We start from the raw sequence: 21048 nt of genomic DNA, 5'->3' as shown, positions 1-21048 counted from the left end.
CTCCTATCTCTTTATAAAAAACGAGGCAAATATACGGTAACTTTCGTCCATTCTCCCTCTTCACTTTCCAGTTGTATATTTCCTTCATGAGCATCAATAATCTGTTTCGCAATCGACAATCCTAGACCTGTTCCTCCTGTTTCCCTACTCCTCGCTTTATCAACTCGAAAATAGCGATCAAACACTTTCTGTATATCTTCCTTAGGAATTCCCATACCGTAATCTTGAATAGAAAAAAAGATTCTTTCTTTTTGTATTCCTACTATCAAATCGATTGAATCTTTACTGTATTTCATTGCATTATCCAATAATACTACTAATACTTGTTTTATTTTTTGTTCATCAATATTTACAACAATCTTTTCTTCCTCTGTAATAACACGAAAATCCCGATTATATGTTTTTTCTAGTTGTTCCGCAGTCATCTTACATAACCGAACTAAATCTGATTCTTTCGTTTCCAACTTCCACTCTGCACTACTGTTGGCAAGCAGTAACATTTGATTTGTCATGCCTTTCATTCTTATTGCCTCGGAGTATATCGCTTCTACAGATTCTTCTAAAACATCTTGTTTTTTCATTCCCCATCTTTTTAATAATTTTGCATAACTTTCAATAACTGTTAACGGTGTTCTCAATTCATGTGAAGCATCTGAAACGAACTGCTGCTGCTTTTCAAAGTTTTGATGTAATAAATCTATCATTTTATTAAATGTTGTCCCCATTTTATGCAATTCATCTTTTGATTTTTTCTCAAGTGGTATTTTTTTGAATATCCCTCTATCTTGTATATGCTCCATTGTTTGTATTAAAGAATTTACAGGTTTTAAAATGAGTTTACTTAACATTCTCCCCGCAAAAAAAGACGGAATTAAAACGAAAAGCGATGCAATAACTAATACATTTTTTAACATATTTAAATTCTCTTGCAAACTATCTAAACGTTCTGTCATTTCTAATGAAACGATTTTCCCATCATTCCAAATAATTGGCATTTTTATATAAGCGAATTTCCCACCATTCTTCTCATAAATTCCCGCCGATTCTTTTCTTTCAAATTTCGTATTTACTGCTGGGATTGGTTTTGCACTATCCACTTCTTGTCTAATCATTACCTTTGAATTTTCATTAATAACTCTAATCATACCGTTTGAAGGTAAGTATGGCTGTAGTAGATTTACTGCGTCTATTTCTTTTGCTGATTCAGCATTCATTCCTTCTATAATATGTACTGCCTCACGTTTTAAACGTTCTAACTCTCCGTTCGTTGTAACTTTATAAAACAAAAAGTATATAGAACTATTAATAAGTAACAAAATAAGTAGTAACCATACTGTAGAGAATAAATATATTTTATTTTTAATTTTCATATACTATACCTTTAAGACATACCCAACACCTCTAACAGTGTGAATAAGTGGTACGTCCACATTACAATCTACTTTTTTACGTATATATCGAATATATACATCGACAACATTTGTATCACCATAATAATCAAATCCCCAAACATTCGTTACGATTTGTTCTCGATTTAACACTTGATTTTCATGCTTCATTAAAAATAGTAATAAATCAAACTCTCGTGGTGTTAATTCCACTAAATGATTCCCTCTTTTCACTTCTCGTGTTTTCTCGTCTATATATAAATCTGCAATTTGATAACTACTATTTTCCTCTTCTTTTCTTACGTTTGAAATTCTTAAACATGCACGAATTCTCGCTAAAAGTTCTTCTATTTGAAATGGCTTTGTAATATAATCACTTGCTCCTTGATCTAAGCCACTTACTTTATCAACAACTGAGTCACGAGCGGTTAATAAAATAATAGGTATTACAGCATTTTTCAAACGTATCCTTCGAAGTACTTCTAATCCACTTATGTTTGGAAGCATTACATCAAGTAAAATTAAATCCCATTTACTATCGTGAAACTTTTCCATTGCCTCTGTTCCTGTTTTAGCAATTTCACTTTCATATCCTTCAAATTCTAGTTCTAACTGTACGACACGCGCAATTTTTTCTTCATCCTCAACAATTAAAATCCTTTCTCCCATAAAAGCCTCCCGCATTATATAATCTTTTCATACCATTCCAGTATAACAAGTAATACTTTCCTCAAAAAGAAATAATGCCCAGTATTCTGTCCGACTTAATGAAAAAAATGAGGAACGAAATATATTCCTGATTGTTAGAGAGACAATCCAACCCATTGCCAATATGCATAATAAAATAAGACCATTAGAAGCATATATATAACACTTAAATAGCTACTTAACTTTAATAAATCTTGCGATTGAAAAGTTTCTCTATCACTTTCTTGAAATAAAAGTAAAGCTTTAGAACTGACTGGAAAGGTTAAACAATAATTCATGCCAACAATCCCTAAAAATAGTACAGCTACTTCATTAAGCTGTAGACTACTAGCAAAATATAGTAATGGCGGAATAAAAATTACCGCTCTCGTCGTGTGAGATGTAATATATAAATGTGATGTGACTGAAAGAATAACAATTACGAGTAACACGATAAAAATGGATTGCTTATTAATTAGTTCTGTTACTAAAAATAACTTTTGCATAATCCATTGCGCTGCACCACTCTCCATTAAAGATTTCCCTAATGCAATTGCTGCTCCAACAAATAGAATTAAGTTCCACGAGACACCTTTTAAACTTTCTTTCCACTGCATCACGCCGAGTTTTGGTAAAGTTAATAAAAATACTCCGATTATCGTAACAGTTGCAATTTCCAAACCATGTAGCGACTCTGTTAACCAAAAAGCGACCATCGCTATTAAAATACTAATTGTATACTTCTCATTTCGCGATAATTCAAACTTAATTTTTTTCTGTTTCAGTTTTGTTTTTACTTCCTCTTTGTCTAAAAATAAAAATAATATTACGCGACAACTTATACAGCTCATTATGACTCCAAATGGGAACCCCCATATTAACCACTCTACAAATGTAATGGTTTTATTATTAAATTTTTTTAACATATCTAGGGCGATTAAATGTGAGCCTGCCCCAATAATTGTAGAACTTGTTGATACTAAAATAACAGTAGGCATTAAAATTGCTAATGCTTTCGTAATTCTTCTACTCCCAATTTCTTTTGAGATAGCTTGAAAAACAGGTAATACAACCGCTGCGCGTCCAGATGTTGATGGAATAAAAAAGGCGAGTATTTGAATAATCATTGTCAAAATCCCGCACAAACCGGCTATATTCCGAGCACGATTTACAACAAAGTACGTCATTTTCTCAGCTAAACCGGTAACTTGAAGTGCCCTTCCTAAAATAAAGGAACCGATCATCAGCCAAATAACATCTGAAGCTAACGAATCGAATAAAAGATCTTGCTTTGCTGTTCCTGAAATAATTAGAAATAAGACAGACCCTAGTGCGATATAGGCCGAATTTATCGTTGTTGTTGTCCATAAAATAATTGCACAGCAAAATCCAAACAAACTCCATTTTGCTTCCATCGTTAATGACGATGGAAGCAAAAGAACTATTTCTACCATTACTATAAGTGCTACGGGCAAAACCCAAGATGGCTTAGTTTTCGGATTATCGGTACTATTCACATGTGATTCCACTACATTTTTTTCAATCATGATACGTACCCACTGTTATTCAACCGAGAAGCGATTTGATAACCGACTAAAACTGTACGCATCGTACTCTCTGTGCAATCACGAAGCCATTTCTCCGCATTAGAAAATGCATTTTCTAATGAAGATGGCATTGGCAATATACTTGTATATGCATCAATTCCATAATCGTAATTGATACGTGCACCTTTACCGACTGTCCCTACTAATGCGATTACTGGTAATCCATATTTTTTTGCACATTTAGCCACCTCAGCTGGAATTTTCCCACGTGGTGTTTGAAAATCTATACTTCCTTCCGCAGTAAATACAAGATCACACGCTAACAATAGTTTATTTAAATCCATATACTTCATAATAATATTGTATCTCGGATGAAGCGTTGCACCAATTAAAGCTTGTAATCCAGCACCAAGCCCACCAGATGCACCGCTTCCTGGTGTATGATGTACATCTATACCCATATCTTTTTTTATAACAGAAGCATAGCGCTCCAGTGCTTTTTCTAGTTCTATTACTTGTGCTTTGTTAGCACCTTTTTGCGGACCGAATACTCGCGCTACTCCTTGTTCGCCGCATAATTGATTAAACCAATTACAGGCAACATCGATTTGAACATGCCTTAATCTAGGATCTACTTGTGATGTATCTATTTTTGAAACTTGTAATAAAGAGGTTCCACCATGAATTTGTATTTCCTTTCCAGCTTCATTTAAAAACTTTACACCTAAAGCTTCAGCCATACCAGCTCCTCCATCAGATGTTCCTGAATCACCACATCCAATTAATATACGATCTACCCCTTTATTTAAGGCTAATTCTATTAACTCCCCAACACCATGAGTAGTCGTTTTTCTAGGATCACGTAAATCTCTCGGTACAAGTCGTAGCCCCGCAGCAGCAGCCATTTCAATAACAGCTGTACGCTCACCATTTCTCGTTTCAAAAACTCCAAAATAAGATTGTATCTTTTCTCCAACAGGTCCCGTTACTTGTACTTTATACATTTTTCCATCAGTAATATTTATAATTGCCTCTGTAAAACCTTCCCCGCCATCAACCATTGGTAAAGTCTCTACAGTAGCTAACGGCATGACTTTTAAAATCCCCTCTTTCATTATATCAGCAGCTTCCTTCGCCCCTAAACTTTCTTTAAATCCCGATGGTACAACTAAAATACGCATGTAATATTTCTCCCTTCACCTTGTATATCTCTTTCGTTTCTAAGGCTTATACTAAAGGTGAAAAAAGAGAGCACAATTAAGCTTACATTAAAATTTGGTGAGAAAGTGCTGAGTTTTGTGATCTAAAAAATCCGTTGTACTATGAAATAGCACAACGGATTTATTCCTTTACTCTTTATTCAATTTTATTTCTCTATTACGGGACAATACTTGTATGATTTCGCGTTTCCTGTACTCAACAAGCAATTGCTTTAAGTTTATATTTTGTAAGTTTTGTAGTAACAGTATGACACCTTTTGTACATCATGAAGTACGTACTTTCTAACAGCCTATTCTTTTCACTGCAAATATACTTGATTTTCATTAATCTATATATTCTGCCGTACCAATGAAATCTAATTTGTAGGTAGTCTTATCTACGAAGTTAACAATTTTACCTTCTTTATTATAATCATAATTATAAATTAAAATAATGGTATTGTATTTAGACCTTAACTTAATGTTATTGTACTGTTGTATTAATTGATTATCATATGAAAAATCTACTAACAGCTTTTCTATGTCATCTTCAGCATCAGGAATCCAATCTTTTTCAACTAAGTCCCTATCATAATAACCTAATTTAAAATCTTTCTCAAAAATAGAGGGAATACTATCTCCATCTTCATTATATTTTATTTCAGTGTATGTTTCGAGTTCATCAAAATCACTAAAGCATCCTAACCATAAAGAAACATCATTTTTCATTTTTTACCTCCTCAAACCTTCTGGTAAATCCATAATGCCATTTTTCATTCTATTTTCAGCCCACTCATTAAGCCCTTTAACAAAACTTTCATAGTCAGAAGCAGAATCAATAATCTTTAACATTTCATTATGTGCTTTTGTCGAGCCTCTTCTTCCATGACGACCAGGTGGATTTACAAATTCAACATCTTTAGTCAGAGACCTCATTTCTTTAATATCATCCATACTAATTCCCCACTGCTTAAATTTAGGAGTTCTTGCTACAAGATGCCACTCATGGTATCCTCCTGGGCGTCTAATCCTATCCTCTATTTTACTTCTCAACTGAGGATTATTCCACATTTCCTCAAATTGTTTTGCTGACAGATTATCAAACCATTTATTAAACTCATTGTTTCTTACTGATGGAATTTTCACATCACTTAAATGCTTACTATTCCCACTAGTACTCTTACTACCTTCACCCGTACCCTTAACAACCTTACTCTCCATATACTGATAAGCCTCTTTCAGAGAATACTGTCCTCCCCCTGAGACATTTCCTACTCCAGCCATGGCGAAGCCTTTTCCCTCACCTGGGATCCATTTGTACTCCAGCAATGTTTTTACTGCGTGCTGGATCTTTTCATTTCCCTGCAAGAAAGTTGTTTTTACGGTTGTGGCACCTTTATTCCATAGACTTCCGATTTTATCGGCAAAGCCTTTTGCTGTGGAGGCTACAAAGTTTACACCTTCTGTTACTTTGTGGCTGGCTGTTTTTATACCATCGACAGCTGCTTTTCCAGCTTTTCCGGCTACCATTGTTACGCCTTCGCCTAGTCTTTTTCCTGCTTTTACAATCGTCTTCCCAAAGCTAGAAGCGACATACTTTATTCCTTTTCCAGCAAGACTTGCCACTTTTCCAACAGGAACAAAGTTTAGGAGTGTCCATCCTGCGGCGATGAGTCTTTCTTTTGATGATAATTCTTTTCCTGTAATAGGGTCTTTACCGGTAACGGCACGAATTGCATCATTTACTCCAATGAATTCAGCTGCTCCTTCTACTCCTTTTTCCCACCATGATTTTTCATGTTTCTTTTCTGTTTTATGGGTTTCTTTCAATTTTTCATTTTGTTTCTTTTGATATTCTTCATCTGCTTGACGAAACTTTTGAGCGATACGCCGTAATTCTTTTTCTGTAACTTGTAAGTTACGTATGTAAGATTCCATGAGTCTCATTGATCTCATATATTCCCCATAAAAATGCTGACTCGTTGCTCCTTGCCATTGCATTTGAATACTAAACATAGATTGATTGAGATTTTGTTGTATGTTCTGGCTGTGTGTTTGCATCTCTGATATGTTTTTGGCAATTTGTTCGAGTTGTTCAGGTTTGACCTTGATCTCCAAACCCTCTCCCACCTTCCTCTATTTTATACCAAAAAGAAATATAACTGCATCAATTTTTACTTGTTCCCTTTAGAAAAAACATCAAAAATACTGTTATCACAAATCGCTTCAATTTCTTCCTTCACAAATAATTTTTGAAATTTTGTTCCTGGGTTTAATATTACATTTGCTTCTAAATCTATCGTCTTTAATAATTCAATCGCATTCATAGAGACATATGGACATTCTTCTGGAATAACCATTTCTAAATGTTTCAAATCAGAATACAGTGGTAACATTAATCCTTCTTCCATTTCAAAATAATGAATTTGCAATTGTGTATTTTCAGTTGAAATCAAATTCCCTTCTTCATCTACATTTGTATCTCCCTCTACAGAAGCAACAACGTACAAATTTGATTTCTGTAATATCTCATAAAAACGAAATCTTTTTTCTTCATTCTGTAAAGCTTCCACTAGCGCCTCATCTAATGGACAAATTTCTAGTAAACTCATTGAACTTCACTCCTTATGTGAAATAATTTCGCCATCTTACGCAAAGTAAGATGGCGAATGTTAAATCTAATTATTTTTTAACGTTCATAGATTTAATTTTTTCTACATTCTCTTTTGCTTGTTTCGTTATTTCTCCATTAATAGCATTTGCATATTTATCACGAGTTAAAAATTCAAAACATTTATATGCATTATTCATATCAGTTGCAGACATACATCCTGCGCCTTTATTAAACATTTTTAGAGCTACCGTATTCATCCATTCTTTTGCATCTGCTTCTGGATATCCTAGTTCCATAGAGTGGTAAGTTAATTCAATTGCTGAAGCTAAATCTTCAATCGTATCTTTATTCCCGCTTACCTTTGCAGCTTCAAATGTACTCAAATACTCAATTGCCGCTTTTACCCCATCTTTAATTCCTAATTCTTCAATACCTGGTGTTTTATATAAAATTTGATAGTTGTTTAATGCTGATTTATATTGCGTTTTTTCTAACTGTTTTGCTTCTTTAATTACAAGACCAGCTACATTAGAAAATCCTGTTTTGTCAACCACACCGCGTGAAGCTGCTTGACCATAATAATGTAAAGCATTATAAAGGCTCGTTTGTCCTTCTTTATTTGCTTCATCACCTGCTAACTGAATAAGTTGAATTCCCTCCATTTTTTTGGATGCATTATCAATCATATTCATACCACTAATTTGGCCAATCGTTTTATCAATATCCTTTAACTGTGCAAGTAATGTGTATGATGGTAATAAGTTTTTACTTACTTCACTTTGCCATCCTGTCGTTCCATTTATTTTATTCCATTCATTTTCTGTATCTGTCCATAATTTATTCGCATAATTAACCATTTCTTCTCTTGAACGTTCCAATGGGTGCTTTGTACGAATTGCATTTGCAATATTTAATACCGCTGTATAATATTCTCCATTATTTGCTGCATCGTTTGCTTTTCTTTCAAACATTAGCGGCATTAATAACTTATGAGATTCATCTTGAACAGATTTTTCTACTCTTGCCGTATTTGCTAATAAATTCGCTTTATTTATAGCATCTTCCACTTTAAAATTAGGATCTTTTAATTGTCCACGAAGTCCCTCTACAGCCGCAACAAATTGCTTTTCTAACTTTTCTTTTTGTTCACCTGTTGCCCCACCAATATACTGATTTGCTAATAGTAAAGCATTTTCATATTGTGGACTCACTGGATTTAAATACGCTTCTATTTGATCAATCTCTTGACTAAATGGGTCAGATTTCACTTGTACTTTTTGAGTATTAGAATCAATAGTATTTGTTTTATCGTTATTTTTGACATCCTCAGTCTTTGAATCTTTTAGGTTTTTCTCTGTTGCTGTACTTGTTGCCTCATTTCCTTCTGTAACTGCCTTTCCTTCATTACTGCTAGTATTTTCTTTTACAGGGCTTGCTTTTTCTTTTGTCTCAGTTGCAGACTGCACTACTGTTGTTTGGATATTAAGGTTCTGTAATTCTTGTTGTAATAGCTTGTTGAAAATATCTTCTACACCTTGATTCGCTTTTTCTACTAATGTAGGATCTACGCTTTCAAGTACTGATGTAACTAAATAAAATTTACTTAATGCTTGTTCTAAAGATGCTACATCCCCTGTATTTGACCACTCTCTTTTTTCTTCTATTGCTGTTTGATAAACTTTTTCTGCTACAGATTTAATATAATCTTTCTTATTTTCACTTAAATATCTTTGTAACTCTTCTTGTGTAGTAACCGATTCATTTAGTACATTCATTTGATTACGTAAATAGAATAGTGCTCTCTCATTTGAATATTCACCACTTGTAAGAATTTGTTCTACATTATCTAATGCTAACTTATGTTCAGCTATCGATTTTGATTTTGATGGTGTATTCAATTGGCTAACAAGCGTCCAGTCTTCTTTTTTGCTATAGTAGTTCGTTAAATTATTTAATGCATTTTCATCCAGTTCTTTTTGACTCGTATAAAAATCATTAAAGAAAACAGATGAGTAGTATTTTCCATTTCCTGCGTACCACTCAACTAAAATATCACCCGTTTTTGGTGATACTGTAATTGTTGGGTGTGTTGGTTCTGGTGGCTTCGGATCTACTACTGGTGGCTTTGGATCTACCACTGGTGGCTTTGGATCTACCACTGGTGGCTTTGGATCTACCACTGGTGGCTTTGGATCTACCACTGGTGCATTTGGATCTACTGGTGACTTTGGATCCACTGGCGTATTTTGATCTACCGGTAGCTTAGGACCTACTGGCGTATTCGAATCTACTGGTGGCTTAGTGTTCGGATCTACCTGTAACTTAGGGTCCACTGGTGTATTCGAATCTGCTGGTGACTTAGGATTATCCGCCACAGGTCCAACCATATTAATTGGCAACTCTGGCTTTTGCGGAGTTGGTGCATCTGATAATTTGATTTGTGGATCTTTCTTTTCGACCGATACTTCATCAGGTTTATACGTTACTGGCGTAATTGGTGATTTATTATTTCCAATTAAGTCTGCTAAATTAATAGTTGGTTTTTCGCCAGGTTTTTCATCTTTTTTTGCAGGATCAGCGACTAAATTTGGGAACATAGACTGTAAATCGCCCCCTGTAATACGATCATCTTTTTTCTCTTCTGTATTACTTGCTAGTTTTACTTGTTCTTTTCCTGCTGTCTTAAAGCCTTTGTCATACACAAGATATCCTGATGTTCCTAGTAATGCTACCGACATTACTGATATAGCGACTTTTTTCCCTAAGTTATTATTGTTTTCCTCCATGTCCTTTTCCCCTTTTCCTATCTTTATTGAATCCAACCGTTTGTTTTCATTTCTGTTAGTTTTTCTTGCGCAGCTCTTACTTCGGATTCATTTTCATTTGCTTGAACTGTTTTTCTTAAGAAACGACTTGCTTCCTCGTATTTTTTCTGTTTAATTTTAAACATCCCGAATGCAAAATTCACATGTGGATTTTCATCGTTTTGTGAGTATGCTTCTGTGAAAAGCTTCTCTGCTTCATTTCCTTGTCCCACTTTATCGTATAAAATCCCTATATTTACAAGCGTATTTATGTCGCGTGTTCCACTGCTGACAACTCTATTGTAAGCTTCTAACGCTTGCTGATATGCGGCAGTACTCTTTGCACCATCTCGCGTTTCATAAAATTGACCCGCTTCGTAATACACAATTCCTAGTTGATTTAACAACTCAATATTTTTCATATCTTTTTGAATCGCTACTTGTAAAATGTGAGATGCTTGTTGATAATTCATTTCTTTCTTCGCACTATCAATTAGGTTTGTTTTATTCCAAAGCACATATAGATTTGAAAGTTCAATTGTATATATGGCATTCTTTGAATCTTGCATAATAGCTTCTTTAAAGAAAGATTCTGCTTTGTCTAACTGTACCGTTGCGGTTGATAATTGACCTTTTAAATACGAAACAATTGCTTTATCTTCATTTGTCTTCGTACTCATTTTGACAATAACATCTTCCGCTTTTTCAAATTCTTTCATTTTCATATGACATACAGCTAAATCTCGCATTGCATCTTTTTTGTATGGTTCAATTCCTTTTGCATTATTCGCTAACGCTTGTTCAAAATTTTGCACTGCTTCTTGATATTTTCCAATGCGGAAATTTGCTGAAGCTAATAGATAAGCAGCTTCATTATTTTCTTTATCGATTTCTCTATCTTTTATTAGTTTTGTAATATAATCGATTGCAATTTTATTTTTCCCTTCAGCAACGTAAATCGTTGCTAATTGGAGATAAGCCTCGTCTTTACCCTTTACAGCAATTGCATGTTCAACAGCTTCTTCAGCTTTTGTATATTTTTTATCATGATAGGCTTGTCGTGCTTGTTCCATAAACTTTTGATATTTAGCGTTTGTTGTGTAGAAATAAAATAACGTTGAACCACCTATAACAACAACTACAGTTGAGCCAATAATCAAAATCCGTTTTTTATTCTTTTTCCACCATTTAGAAAAGGCCGACGGTTCACTTTGCTCATGCGTTATTGTAAGTGGTTGATTTGATGCTTTTGCATTTAAAATCTCATCATCTACATCATATTCCACTTGTTTTTTCGTTTGTTTCCGGCTCTGTAGAATGCTAGTTGGCACTGTAATTGTAGCTGCTACTTCTTGCTGCGACTGTGTTCCTTGCTCTTCTTTTATCTCTTCAATAATGCTTTCAATTTCCTGTTTTAACGCCTGGTCAATGTTTGGAAATTGTACGATTCGTGAATAGACGAAACAAGCAAATGCTGCATTGTTTTCTCGTTCCAATTCAGTAGCTAATTCCAAATAATGTTGTAGGACCATTTTATTATTTATTTCAGGCTCTTGACTCTCCATAGTTTGAATGATATATGCGAGTTCTTTTTGCAGAGCTGTTGATGGATTGAGTGAATTGAAAATTATTTTATATTCATATAATGCCGCTTGTTTAAATCCTCTCTCTTCTAATAATCTTGCAATTTCCAAACATTTTGATACAAAAAGAGAGTGTTCTTCTGTTGACTGCCTTTCCGCATCAATTTTCATTCTTTCTCTCGCGCTATTAAAGACATCGTACCACTGCGCAAAGCTTGGGCATTCTGCGAAAGAGTTACTACTCCATGCCTGCCTAAATAATTTTGCAATCTCTCCGTTCCATTGATTATGTAATACTTGCTGAAGTAACGTATATCTTTCACATTCTGTCTGCATTTCTTCCGTTTTAAAGTAACTTGCATCCGTCCATTTTTTATTTCGAACTTCCTCACTACACCAACTTAATATTTCTCCTAATAAAATAGCACCTGCAAATCGATCGGCTTCTTTTTGCCATACTCCACTTTTTAAATACATCGGTGCGTAGCCCGCTGAACCTGCTGGCAATAATGAAGGTCTTTTCGTTTTCGGGCCATACATTTGCTCAACATCAACAAGTTCGATATTGTGTTGACCTTCAATTAGATTTTCACTTAAGAAAGGTACGAGTACGTTGCTAGACGATAAATCATTATGAGCAACTTCATTTTCTTCCATCATTTTAAGTGTTGTAAGAAATGCTTCTGCAATAAAGAAACATTGTTCTTTTGATAACATTCTTTGTTCTTGTATTATATCAGCCCATGTTGGACCTTCAATCCAAGGCATTACAATACTATTAGCAAGATCTTCTGATTTTTCGATAGCAGATGTATGTTCTTCTTTAGTAACGATATAACGTGAACATACTTTCAGACCCACTAAGGAAGATAGTGGTTTCAAAAATGCTAGTTGATGTTTTTCTTCGCGATAGCGTTCCTTAAAAACTTTTAATGCAATTCGTTCAACACCATTTTCCTGTTGTAATTGATAAACTGTTCCTTGTCTTCCCTCTTGACCATAGGGCATCTCAATACCAATTACAGCTGGGTGTTTCTCAAAACGATAAACATCTTTATTAAGGCTAATTTTTTCTCCTACTTCTGGTCGGAATCCCATTTTATCCCCTTACTCTCGTATAACAATTTTTCAAAAAAAGACCAGGAACAATAGCTCCTGGTCTTTTGCAATTGTTCTATTCTTAGTATGCGTTATCTGTATTACGGAATTTATCAGCGATACGTTTTAAATCTGTTGAAATACCTTCTAAAATTGGAATGTATTGTTGCATTGCTTGTTTAGATTGCATAAATTCTCCACGGAATTTTGCTTGTGTTGCCCCAGCCCATTGTCCTTCTAAACTATTAATATCGCCTTCAAGTCTATTAATTTGACTTTGTGCTTCTCCTGCTGCGTTTTTAAAGTTTCCTGCGATTCTTTCAAGTTCTTCTGGTGTGATTTTAATTTCTGCCATCTTAATAATTTCCCCTTTCAAATCATAAATAATACAACAATTAGATTATAAACTATATTCATACAATTTTTAAAGGGTTTAATTACAAAAATATTCTATTTTCTAGTAATTTAACCCTATTTTAATATTATTTCACTTTTAATTCAGACCATTTCACACTAATTTTATCTGTCATCGTGCGAAGTAAATGTAATGGTGTATATGCACATTTTATTTTTATTGGCTTTCTACGTATGCAATACCCATCCCCACTTAATAATTCTTGATCCATTTCAGTATGTGGCAGTTTCATATTAAAGAAATACACATCATTATTTTGTGTCGTTCCCAATAAATATCCAATACTTCTCTTTCTAATTTCCGCAAACCATTTTTCATGAGAATAGCTATTTAAGCTAGACGTTGTAGCAGCTGTCATAAAGTGAATCCCTTTATTTTTACAGTTTTGGACAATTAGTTCCATTTTGTTTTTTGCTTCATAATCAGTAGATAATATAGTTAACATTTGATCGATATCATCAATCGCAATGATTATTCTCTTATATGGAATCTCCACTGTTGCGTTTGGATCTATAGAAGGCATTATTGGTTCTCTATTATTTATTAGCTCTAACAATTCATCTAACATTTCTTTTAATTGCATACCATCTGTAACTTTCTTCTTCACATGAGGTAAATCTCCAAGAGCTAATATACCTGTAGGTCTTTCACCAAGGTCTACTAAGTATAGCTCAACCTTTTCAGGAGAGTATTGGTATGTAGTAGTGAACAGAAGTGTTTGTAAAAGCGATGTTTTTCCACCTTCTATTCTTCCCCCAACAAATATATGACTCATTTCATCTAAAGAAATACTTTGTAATTGAATATCCTCTGTTTCCATACCTGCTGAAATTTGGGCTGTTTCCAATTTTTCAACCATATGCTCTACAAATATTTCTTTAGGTACCATTGGAATGGCTTTTGCTTTTTCACCATCCCATTCTCCATTCATTTTTCGAATAATTGTTTTTAATTGTTGAGAGTACTCAAGTTCACTTTCACCAATAAACGGCAATGCTGCTTGGAATAATTCCGGCGGTTGTCCTTTCATTAACCCACGGCCAACAGGAACTTCAATTAATGGGAATTTAGGTCTGCCAACTAAGTTATGATATTCTGTTCCATCTTGTAATTCAAATGTAAGTGCCATCGGTATATTATTACGAACACGATCAAACATATCAATTGTTTGATTCAGAGAGAAATAGAAATATACACCGTATGTACTTGATTCACGCAATAATAATTCTAATACTTCATTTTCTTTCTCGAATTCATTTTTGAACCTTATATAACCATCTACCATTACTACTATAGCTGGTATTTTCTTTTCTACCATTCGGTTATACATAGAGAATGACTTTGCACCGATATTAGAAAAGCTCTCTTTTCTAAGCGTGATTTCCTTCTTTAAAAATCCGAATAGACGTTTCATTTTCTCATTTTCGCCTTCTTGTATAATCCCACCAATATGAGGTAAATCTCTAAAATCTAAAAACATACGACCAAAATCAATAACATAGAAATTCACTTCTTCTGGTGTGTGAGATACAGCTAGAGACATAATAATAGTTTGCAACATCGTTGTTTTTCCTGTACCTGGCATACCATAAATATTTAAATGCCCTTCTTGTAAATCTAACTTCAGCGGAAATTGTGCTTGTTTTGCAACATCATCAATTAATCCAACTGTTACTTGTAAATATTCTTTCGGTTTATTCCACTCACCAATTGTCCAATCTTCCATAGCATAAAATTCTTTTAACAATAATTTTTCCGGTAATGGATCCAGCCAAGGTCCTGGTAATGCTTTAATATTTTCTTTTTCTGATACGCTCTGTACATATTGAATAAAAGCTTGTAATTGTTTCGGACTATTTGTCATTGGTTTTGGACGCTTTTTCACTTTTATTCTTTCACCCGAGAGCTTAACTTCTGTAAAATCAACAATATCAAGAACTTTCTCTTCATCTGGATTATAAGGTGCTCCACTCCATGCAGACTGGAATAATTCCAATACTTCATTGCTACCAACTTGGAGATACCCTCGTCCTGGTACATTAATTTTAGATGCATCTGGAATCTTTAACATTTCACGACTATCCGCATCATCTTGTACACGTAAACAAATTCGAAAACGCGAGTTACTCCAAATCTTGTCATTTACAACCCCTGAAGGTTTTTGAGTTGCTAATAATAAATGAACTCCTAACGTCCTTCCTATTGCAGCGACACTAATTAGCTCGTCCATAAAGTCTGGTTGTTCCTTTTTCATTTGAGCAAACTCATCAATAACAATAAATAAATGTGGTAAAGGTTCTTTTTCACGCCAGCTTGTTTCATAATATTCATCTAGATGCTGAACATTTCCAGCCTGAATGAATAATTTTTGTCTCCGCTCTAATTCTGCCTTTAATGAAATTCTGGCACGCTCAATTAAGTTTGGATCTTCTAAGTTCGTAATAGATGCAATAATATGCGGTAATCCCGCAAATGTGTTTGACATTCCACCACCTTTATAGTCGATAAGCATAAATGCCATCTCATGAGGATGATAGGTTGCCGCTAACGCGGCTATTATAGACTGAATCACTTCACTTTTTCCTGATCCAGTTGTACCAGCCATTAGACCGTGCGGACCATGCCCCTTTTTCTCTATTTTATCGTGAATATTTAGAAAAACAGGTTTACTTCCTTCTCTTACACCAATTGGAACCGGTAATGAAGTCGGATACCGATTTTCTTTCCATCTCTCTAGCACTTGTAACTCTTCCATGTTTTTAGCTTGAAACAAGTCTAAAAATGTTAATACTTTCGGAATGTTGGCTGCTGTAGAACTTTTCATTCGAATTGGAGCAATGTTTCGCGCTCCTAGCTCACATCGTTCGAATGAAAGTCGATCTACTTTAAAACTCGCACGCGTTGTTCCATTGTTTTCAGCTGAACTTGAAAACGTTTCTACTAACTCTCCATTTTCTCCATTTAAGCTTATTACAAGATCACATTCCATCGGTAACCTTTCCCTTTGTTCTGCAAAAATAAATGTAGAAGCTCCTACACTTTCACCTTCTCTAAGTAACATTGGAGTTAAAGGATCATCCTCTAAAAATTCTCTCGCTGATAAGAAAAAGACATACATCGGAATTAAAGGAACTTTTGCATCTGCTTGCGCAGAAGAATTATATATTCTGCGCATATTAAGTGGAGTAAATAATACTTCTGCTAGTTTCTGTGCATCTTGTTGATTTTCAGATAAAAAGCGCATACTTCTCTGTTCATCCCATACGTGAGGAAGCCACCTCATCCAATCCCATTGTTTTTTTTCCTTTTCATGATAAAATGCTGCTATTTTCACTTCATTTGGTGCATGATGCGTCATAATTTGTGTCGTTACAATTCGAATAAAGTTTAGTCTATCTTCTTTATTTCCAACTACACCAATTACATCGTTTTTTTTCAAAGAAATTGAAATGTGTCCATTTGGTATCGTATTGAAATCCCTTTTCACATTTTGCGCTTCTGTAACTAATGGATTTTCTTCATAACCTTTCTGCTCAGGCACCTTCAATTCTACAAGGAATGGTCTTTCTCCTGTACCAATACGAATATCTAAAAAGTCTGGACTTTCAGGTGTACGCTCCCATAAATTACTTTCCCGATTTTCAATTCTTTGTACACTTTTTAATGGGCTTGGGTTTTGTGTAATTAAATATTTTGCTTGTTCAACCTTTAACGTATCTAATTCCACTCGATGCTTTTGAATTTGCTCTAAGTACCTTGTTTGTAATTGTTCAACCATTTGACGATGTTCTTTCTTTTTACGGAAATGCCCCATCGTTGTAATTATATATGACCCCAACATCGGAATACTTGAAACCATCATTAATGGCATATAACTTGAATTCATCTTCATAAATTTCATCATTACAAAATATAATACCAATGTTAAAACCGTCATCATTGCAGGCAGTAACATTGTTTCAATTGAAAACTTCGGCTCCTCCGGTATATTCGGTGGATCATGAATAATAACATCCCCTGTCGGTATATCTACTTTCACACGCGGAGAGCGTTGAAAATACGGTGATTTTTGCACAAAACATTTCTCCTTCCCCATCCAAAAACTATTACTCAATGATTTTCCATACATAATCTTCTTCACTAGAAGACATACCTTGTTTAACAGGTTCATTATAAACTTCTTCTGCCGGCATCATTTCAAAAGAAGGGATAATTGTCCCTTTTTTATGTAGTATTACATATTGTCCATCCCACACATCATTATCGCGCAACGTTTCATCATTTCGAATAGAATGCCACTCTTCTTTATCTTTTGCCACTCTAATTTCATAGATCCCGCTTAATGCTTCATCTATTTTTTCATGATGTAAAATTGCTTCAATAATTTGTACCGCTTTCACGTCATTTGGAATTGCAATATCAATTTCTTCATTTGACTGTTTTATGTATGTCACAATAATCTCTTCCACGTTTATTCACCTTTTTTCCATCATGTTTGTTACCAAGAAACATCTAAAAATGAAATATCATCGCTTGTCGGAGAGTTCTGTGCCCTCTCAATTTCTTTTAACACTTCCTCAAAGTTATACTGCTTAAGCGGTACAAGTCCGTCTGAGTGAATAACTATCCGATTAGCTTCTTGTCTTGATAATGTCTTTGAAAAAACCGCCAATTCCACACCAATAATGCCTCGCTGTGTAGACCATCTTTTCTCTATATTTCTCTTAAACTTCATTACATTCGAACAATTCTCCTTATCTTGAAACAACTGTACAAATGAATCGCCATGTGTAACTATCGTTATCTTTGCTTTATCTTGATTTGAAATAAGTTCTATTTTCCCTCCAATAAACATCGTTTCACTACCTTGTTTTCGCTTTTCTTCCAAAACATCGCGTAGTAACCACGGTGTTTCTTCTGGCAATCGAAATGCACTCACTTCCTCTGAAGCTTCTTCTATCCAATTTTTTAACTGTTCATTTAATAATGTAGCAATATCCAGTCCACTTTCTTGACATGTTTCAAACAAGTTTACTAACTTCATACCAAGAAATTTCGCAGCAATTTCACCATGAAAAGACAGCCCTACACCATCACATAACGCAAATATGAAACTAGTTCCATTATCTAGAAATACTAGAAAGTCTTCTCCACTCTCGTTTAAATCCTGCGTTTCTTTTGCTCTTACATAGCTATATCGATAAGTAAAATGTTTCGTTTCCTTTTCTTGCAATACCGTTTCTTTCTCTTGAGATAGAATATATTTCATCATACTTCTCTCCTATCGAACCGGCGTTGCAGCAGACATTTGAAATCCAAGTGATACTAAGTCCGCATTTGTCCCAGGAAACATCATCACAGCACCATCTGCAATATGAAACCCATGTTCCATCATCATCTCACGATAGCTTTGAGGGATAGGCGATGAAAGTCTTTGCAACTTTGCACCATATTCATCTGTAATCTCTGTATTTGGCATAATTCCTTCCCACTTCTTTATATTAGAAATTTGTTCTTGCATAATTTCATCTGAAATAAAAATATTTTCAATTAGTACGTTTCCATCAGGTACAGACATATTCATAATTCTTCGTACAATTAATTCTGGATCTTCACCAGTTGATGCCCCATCTGTCATATGACAGACAATAGGAGCTGGTCCGTCTTGTAAATTTGGTAGTTCCTTTTGCAATAACTTCTCCACTACAGAGAAAGCTTTTGCTGTATCAGTTAAACGATGCGTTTGGATTTTTTCTAGTGGGCGAAGTCTTGCTACCTCATCTATTGTTTTCACACCACCCAATAAATCAAAAACATGATCGCTATAGGCTAAAATAGATAACTTATATCTCGGAAGCAAGCGACTACCTTTTGTTGAACGAAATACCATTTGACGAATCGCTAAAGAAAGAGCATCCGTTACAATATCAATTCTTCTTTTTTCTTCTCCGCCTGCATCCATCATTTGGTTCATTGATGCGCTTACATCAAGAAGATAAATTATATAAGCTGGTGTTTGCTGTGTTGCTTGAGTTTGATATAACATGTTTCATACCCTTCCATACATTATTATATGAACTTTTTTTATATTCATATTTCATTATAACTTATGAATTTTCTTTTTCTCAATTCATTATAAAATGTTCTTAATGTAATTTACATATTTTCACACAAAAAATTTATTCCTTTTAACATATGTTGAAAGGAATAAACCCCTTCATACTATAGAAGGGGTTTATTATTACGGTATAAGACGCATACAATCTCTCGGAAAGGCACTCGCCTCTCGTACATTTGTTAATTCTAATAGTTTGTATACAACTCTCTCTAATCCAATTCCAAAACCACCATGCGGGGGACAACCGTATCGGAATGTATTTAAATAAGATTGAAATGTATCTGGATGTAATCCCTTTTCTTTAAAAGAAGCAAGTAACATTTCATATTCATGAATTCGTTGTGCCCCTGATGTTATTTCTAATCCTTTATATAGTAAGTCGAACGAATCAGTAATAGACGGATTCTCATTACTCGGCATCGTATACATCGGCCTAGCTTCTTTCGGATAATGTGTAATGAAAACTAACTCACTCTTATATGTTTCCTTCACATATTTCCCTAGTAGTTTTTCACCTTCTGTATCTAAATCCCCACTTGGCGACTCTTTCCGGTATTTATTTTTCAAAATTTCTTGTGCTTCTAACAATGTAATTTTCGGTATTTCTGTAATAGCAGGTACTTCTATTTGTAATAGTTGTAGTTCTTTTTCACAGTTTTTTGCTACTTGTCGAAACATATATCGTAAAACATCCGTTTCTAATTGCATCACTTCATAAAAATCATGAATAAATCCAAGTTCTACGTCTAACGATATATATTCATTCAAATGACGGGAAGAATTATGATGTTCCGCTCTGTAAACAGGTGCAACTTCAAAAACACGTTCTAACCCTCCAGCTACCATCATCTGTTTATAAAACTGTGGTGATTGTGCTAAATAAGCTTCTTTTTGAAAGTATGGAAGTTTAAAAACATTCGCTCCTCCTTCTGCCCCTTGTGAAACAATTTTCGGAGTAAATATACGTGTGAAATCGTTCTCTATAAGAAATTCACTAAAGCTCTGAACGAGTGTAGATTTCACTTTAAATATCGCCGCGGTTCGCTCATGCCTTAATGATAATACCCGCTCATTCAGTAGTTGATCTAAACCAATTTGTAACTTCTTTTTATTTATTTCAAACGGAAGTGGTTCTGCGCCATTTAATATTTTCACTTCGTGAGCAAGCACTTCAACCCCTAACTCTGTTTTCGAAGTCTCTACAATTTCACCAACGACTTGCACAACACTTTCCACATCTACTTTAAATCCAGCTAACTCATGTTCTAATACACATTGCATAACTCCCGATCGATCCCTTATTAATAAAAAACTAACATTACCTAGATGACGAATCTTTTTTACCCATCCTTGAAGTAATACAACCTTTCCACCTTGCTCCGTACAATCTTTTGTGAGTGCACGCTTCATTATTGACTCCATTATTTTTCCCTCCAGTAATTTTATATTTATTTACGTTATTGTTGTCATCGTCATCATCCACGGTCACTCACCTCCTTTCAAAGAATACAAAAATCCGCCCCTATAAATAGGGACGGATTTTTCCGCGGTACCACCCAAATTGTCATAATGACCATCTTAGCCCTGATAACGGT

The 21048-nt window shown here is 34.5% G+C and carries 15 protein-coding genes and 1 other annotated feature (1 of these 16 cut by a window edge); all 15 genes read right to left on the bottom strand.

Going from position 1 to position 21048, the window contains the following annotated elements; translation table 11 throughout:
* Positions 1–11: 11 nt before the first annotated feature.
* Positions 12–1370: a HAMP domain-containing sensor histidine kinase gene (locus MKX31_RS08980; RefSeq protein WP_098111644.1), complete on the bottom strand. Its 1359-nt coding sequence runs from the start codon at positions 1368–1370 to the stop codon at positions 12–14.
* Positions 1371–1373: 3 nt separating this feature from the next.
* Positions 1374–2057 carry a response regulator transcription factor gene (locus MKX31_RS08975; protein ID WP_340980634.1) on the bottom strand — a complete coding sequence of 228 codons (684 nt, stop codon included), beginning with the start codon at positions 2055–2057 and terminating at the stop codon, positions 1374–1376.
* Between the two features lie 134 nt (positions 2058–2191).
* Positions 2192–3622: an SLC13 family permease gene (locus MKX31_RS08970; protein ID WP_340980632.1), complete on the bottom strand. Its 1431-nt coding sequence runs from the start codon at positions 3620–3622 to the stop codon at positions 2192–2194.
* The gene (locus tag MKX31_RS08965) at positions 3619–4803 is read right to left on the bottom strand and encodes a glycerate kinase family protein (protein ID WP_340980630.1); all 1185 of its coding nucleotides are present in this window, start codon (positions 4801–4803) and stop codon (positions 3619–3621) included. Before MKX31_RS08965 ends, MKX31_RS08970 begins: the two co-directional genes overlap by 4 nt.
* Before the next feature lie 363 nt (positions 4804–5166).
* Positions 5167–5550: an immunity 22 family protein gene (locus MKX31_RS08960; RefSeq protein ID WP_340980628.1), complete on the bottom strand. Its 384-nt coding sequence runs from the start codon at positions 5548–5550 to the stop codon at positions 5167–5169.
* A 3-nt stretch (positions 5551–5553) separates the two neighbouring features.
* A complete protein-coding gene (locus MKX31_RS08955) occupies positions 5554–6939 on the bottom strand; it encodes a WXG100 family type VII secretion target (protein WP_340980626.1) in 1386 nt (461 codons plus the stop codon).
* Positions 6940–6995: 56 nt separating this feature from the next.
* Positions 6996–7433, bottom strand: a complete 438-nt coding sequence (locus MKX31_RS08950; protein WP_064473932.1) for an SseB family protein — start codon at positions 7431–7433, stop codon at positions 6996–6998.
* Positions 7434–7503: 70 nt separating this feature from the next.
* Positions 7504–10221: a hypothetical protein gene (locus tag MKX31_RS08945; protein WP_340980624.1), complete on the bottom strand. Its 2718-nt coding sequence runs from the start codon at positions 10219–10221 to the stop codon at positions 7504–7506.
* 23 nt (positions 10222–10244) lie between these two features.
* On the bottom strand, positions 10245–12920 hold the full coding sequence (locus tag MKX31_RS08940) for a tetratricopeptide repeat protein (protein ID WP_098111905.1): 2676 nt from the start codon (positions 12918–12920) through the stop codon (positions 10245–10247).
* 82 nt (positions 12921–13002) lie between these two features.
* Positions 13003–13275 (bottom strand): WXG100 family type VII secretion target, encoded by a 273-nt coding sequence (locus MKX31_RS08935; RefSeq protein WP_064473935.1) that lies wholly within the window; start codon positions 13273–13275, stop codon positions 13003–13005.
* A 127-nt stretch (positions 13276–13402) separates the two neighbouring features.
* Positions 13403–17410: a type VII secretion protein EssC gene (essC, locus tag MKX31_RS08930; protein WP_142289300.1), complete on the bottom strand. Its 4008-nt coding sequence runs from the start codon at positions 17408–17410 to the stop codon at positions 13403–13405.
* 31 nt (positions 17411–17441) lie between these two features.
* Positions 17442–17804, bottom strand: a complete 363-nt coding sequence (locus MKX31_RS08925) for a hypothetical protein (protein WP_064473937.1) — start codon at positions 17802–17804, stop codon at positions 17442–17444.
* A 29-nt stretch (positions 17805–17833) separates the two neighbouring features.
* Positions 17834–18607, bottom strand: coding sequence for a hypothetical protein (locus MKX31_RS08920; protein WP_064473938.1), 774 nt, complete (start codon positions 18605–18607; stop codon positions 17834–17836).
* 9 nt (positions 18608–18616) lie between these two features.
* Entirely contained in the window at positions 18617–19381 is a 765-nt protein-coding gene (locus MKX31_RS08915) for a vWA domain-containing protein (protein ID WP_064473939.1), read from the bottom strand.
* A 195-nt stretch (positions 19382–19576) separates the two neighbouring features.
* Entirely contained in the window at positions 19577–20875 is a 1299-nt protein-coding gene (gene aspS / locus MKX31_RS08910; RefSeq protein WP_064473940.1) for an aspartate--tRNA(Asn) ligase, read from the bottom strand.
* 105 nt (positions 20876–20980) lie between these two features.
* Positions 20981–21048, bottom strand: a binding site (T-box leader); it runs 144 nt beyond the window's last position.

This window comes from Bacillus sp. FSL M8-0063 (assembly GCF_038005545.1).
In the GTDB taxonomy this organism is placed as follows: domain Bacteria; phylum Bacillota; class Bacilli; order Bacillales; family Bacillaceae_G; genus Bacillus_A; species Bacillus_A wiedmannii.
This window is presented reverse-complemented; position numbering and strand designations above follow the sequence as displayed.

What these genes read in the sequence shown, in the direction of transcription:
- MKX31_RS08980 (WP_098111644.1), bottom strand. Translation starts at nt 1,370, where the DNA reads ATGAAAATTAAAAATAAAATATATTTATTCTCTACAGTATGGTTACTA.
- MKX31_RS08975 (WP_340980634.1), bottom strand. Translation starts at nt 2,057, where the DNA reads ATGGGAGAAAGGATTTTAATTGTTGAGGATGAAGAAAAAATTGCGCGT.
- MKX31_RS08970 (WP_340980632.1), bottom strand. Translation starts at nt 3,622, where the DNA reads ATGATTGAAAAAAATGTAGTGGAATCACATGTGAATAGTACCGATAAT.
- MKX31_RS08965 (WP_340980630.1), bottom strand. Translation starts at nt 4,803, where the DNA reads ATGCGTATTTTAGTTGTACCATCGGGATTTAAAGAAAGTTTAGGGGCG.
- MKX31_RS08960 (WP_340980628.1), bottom strand. Translation starts at nt 5,550, where the DNA reads ATGAAAAATGATGTTTCTTTATGGTTAGGATGCTTTAGTGATTTTGAT.
- MKX31_RS08950 (WP_064473932.1), bottom strand. Translation starts at nt 7,433, where the DNA reads ATGAGTTTACTAGAAATTTGTCCATTAGATGAGGCGCTAGTGGAAGCT.
- MKX31_RS08945 (WP_340980624.1), bottom strand. Translation starts at nt 10,221, where the DNA reads ATGGAGGAAAACAATAATAACTTAGGGAAAAAAGTCGCTATATCAGTA.
- MKX31_RS08940 (WP_098111905.1), bottom strand. Translation starts at nt 12,920, where the DNA reads ATGGGATTCCGACCAGAAGTAGGAGAAAAAATTAGCCTTAATAAAGAT.
- MKX31_RS08935 (WP_064473935.1), bottom strand. Translation starts at nt 13,275, where the DNA reads ATGGCAGAAATTAAAATCACACCAGAAGAACTTGAAAGAATCGCAGGA.
- MKX31_RS08920 (WP_064473938.1), bottom strand. Translation starts at nt 18,607, where the DNA reads ATGATGAAATATATTCTATCTCAAGAGAAAGAAACGGTATTGCAAGAA.
- MKX31_RS08915 (WP_064473939.1), bottom strand. Translation starts at nt 19,381, where the DNA reads ATGTTATATCAAACTCAAGCAACACAGCAAACACCAGCTTATATAATT.
- aspS (WP_064473940.1), bottom strand. Translation starts at nt 20,875, where the DNA reads ATGGAGTCAATAATGAAGCGTGCACTCACAAAAGATTGTACGGAGCAA.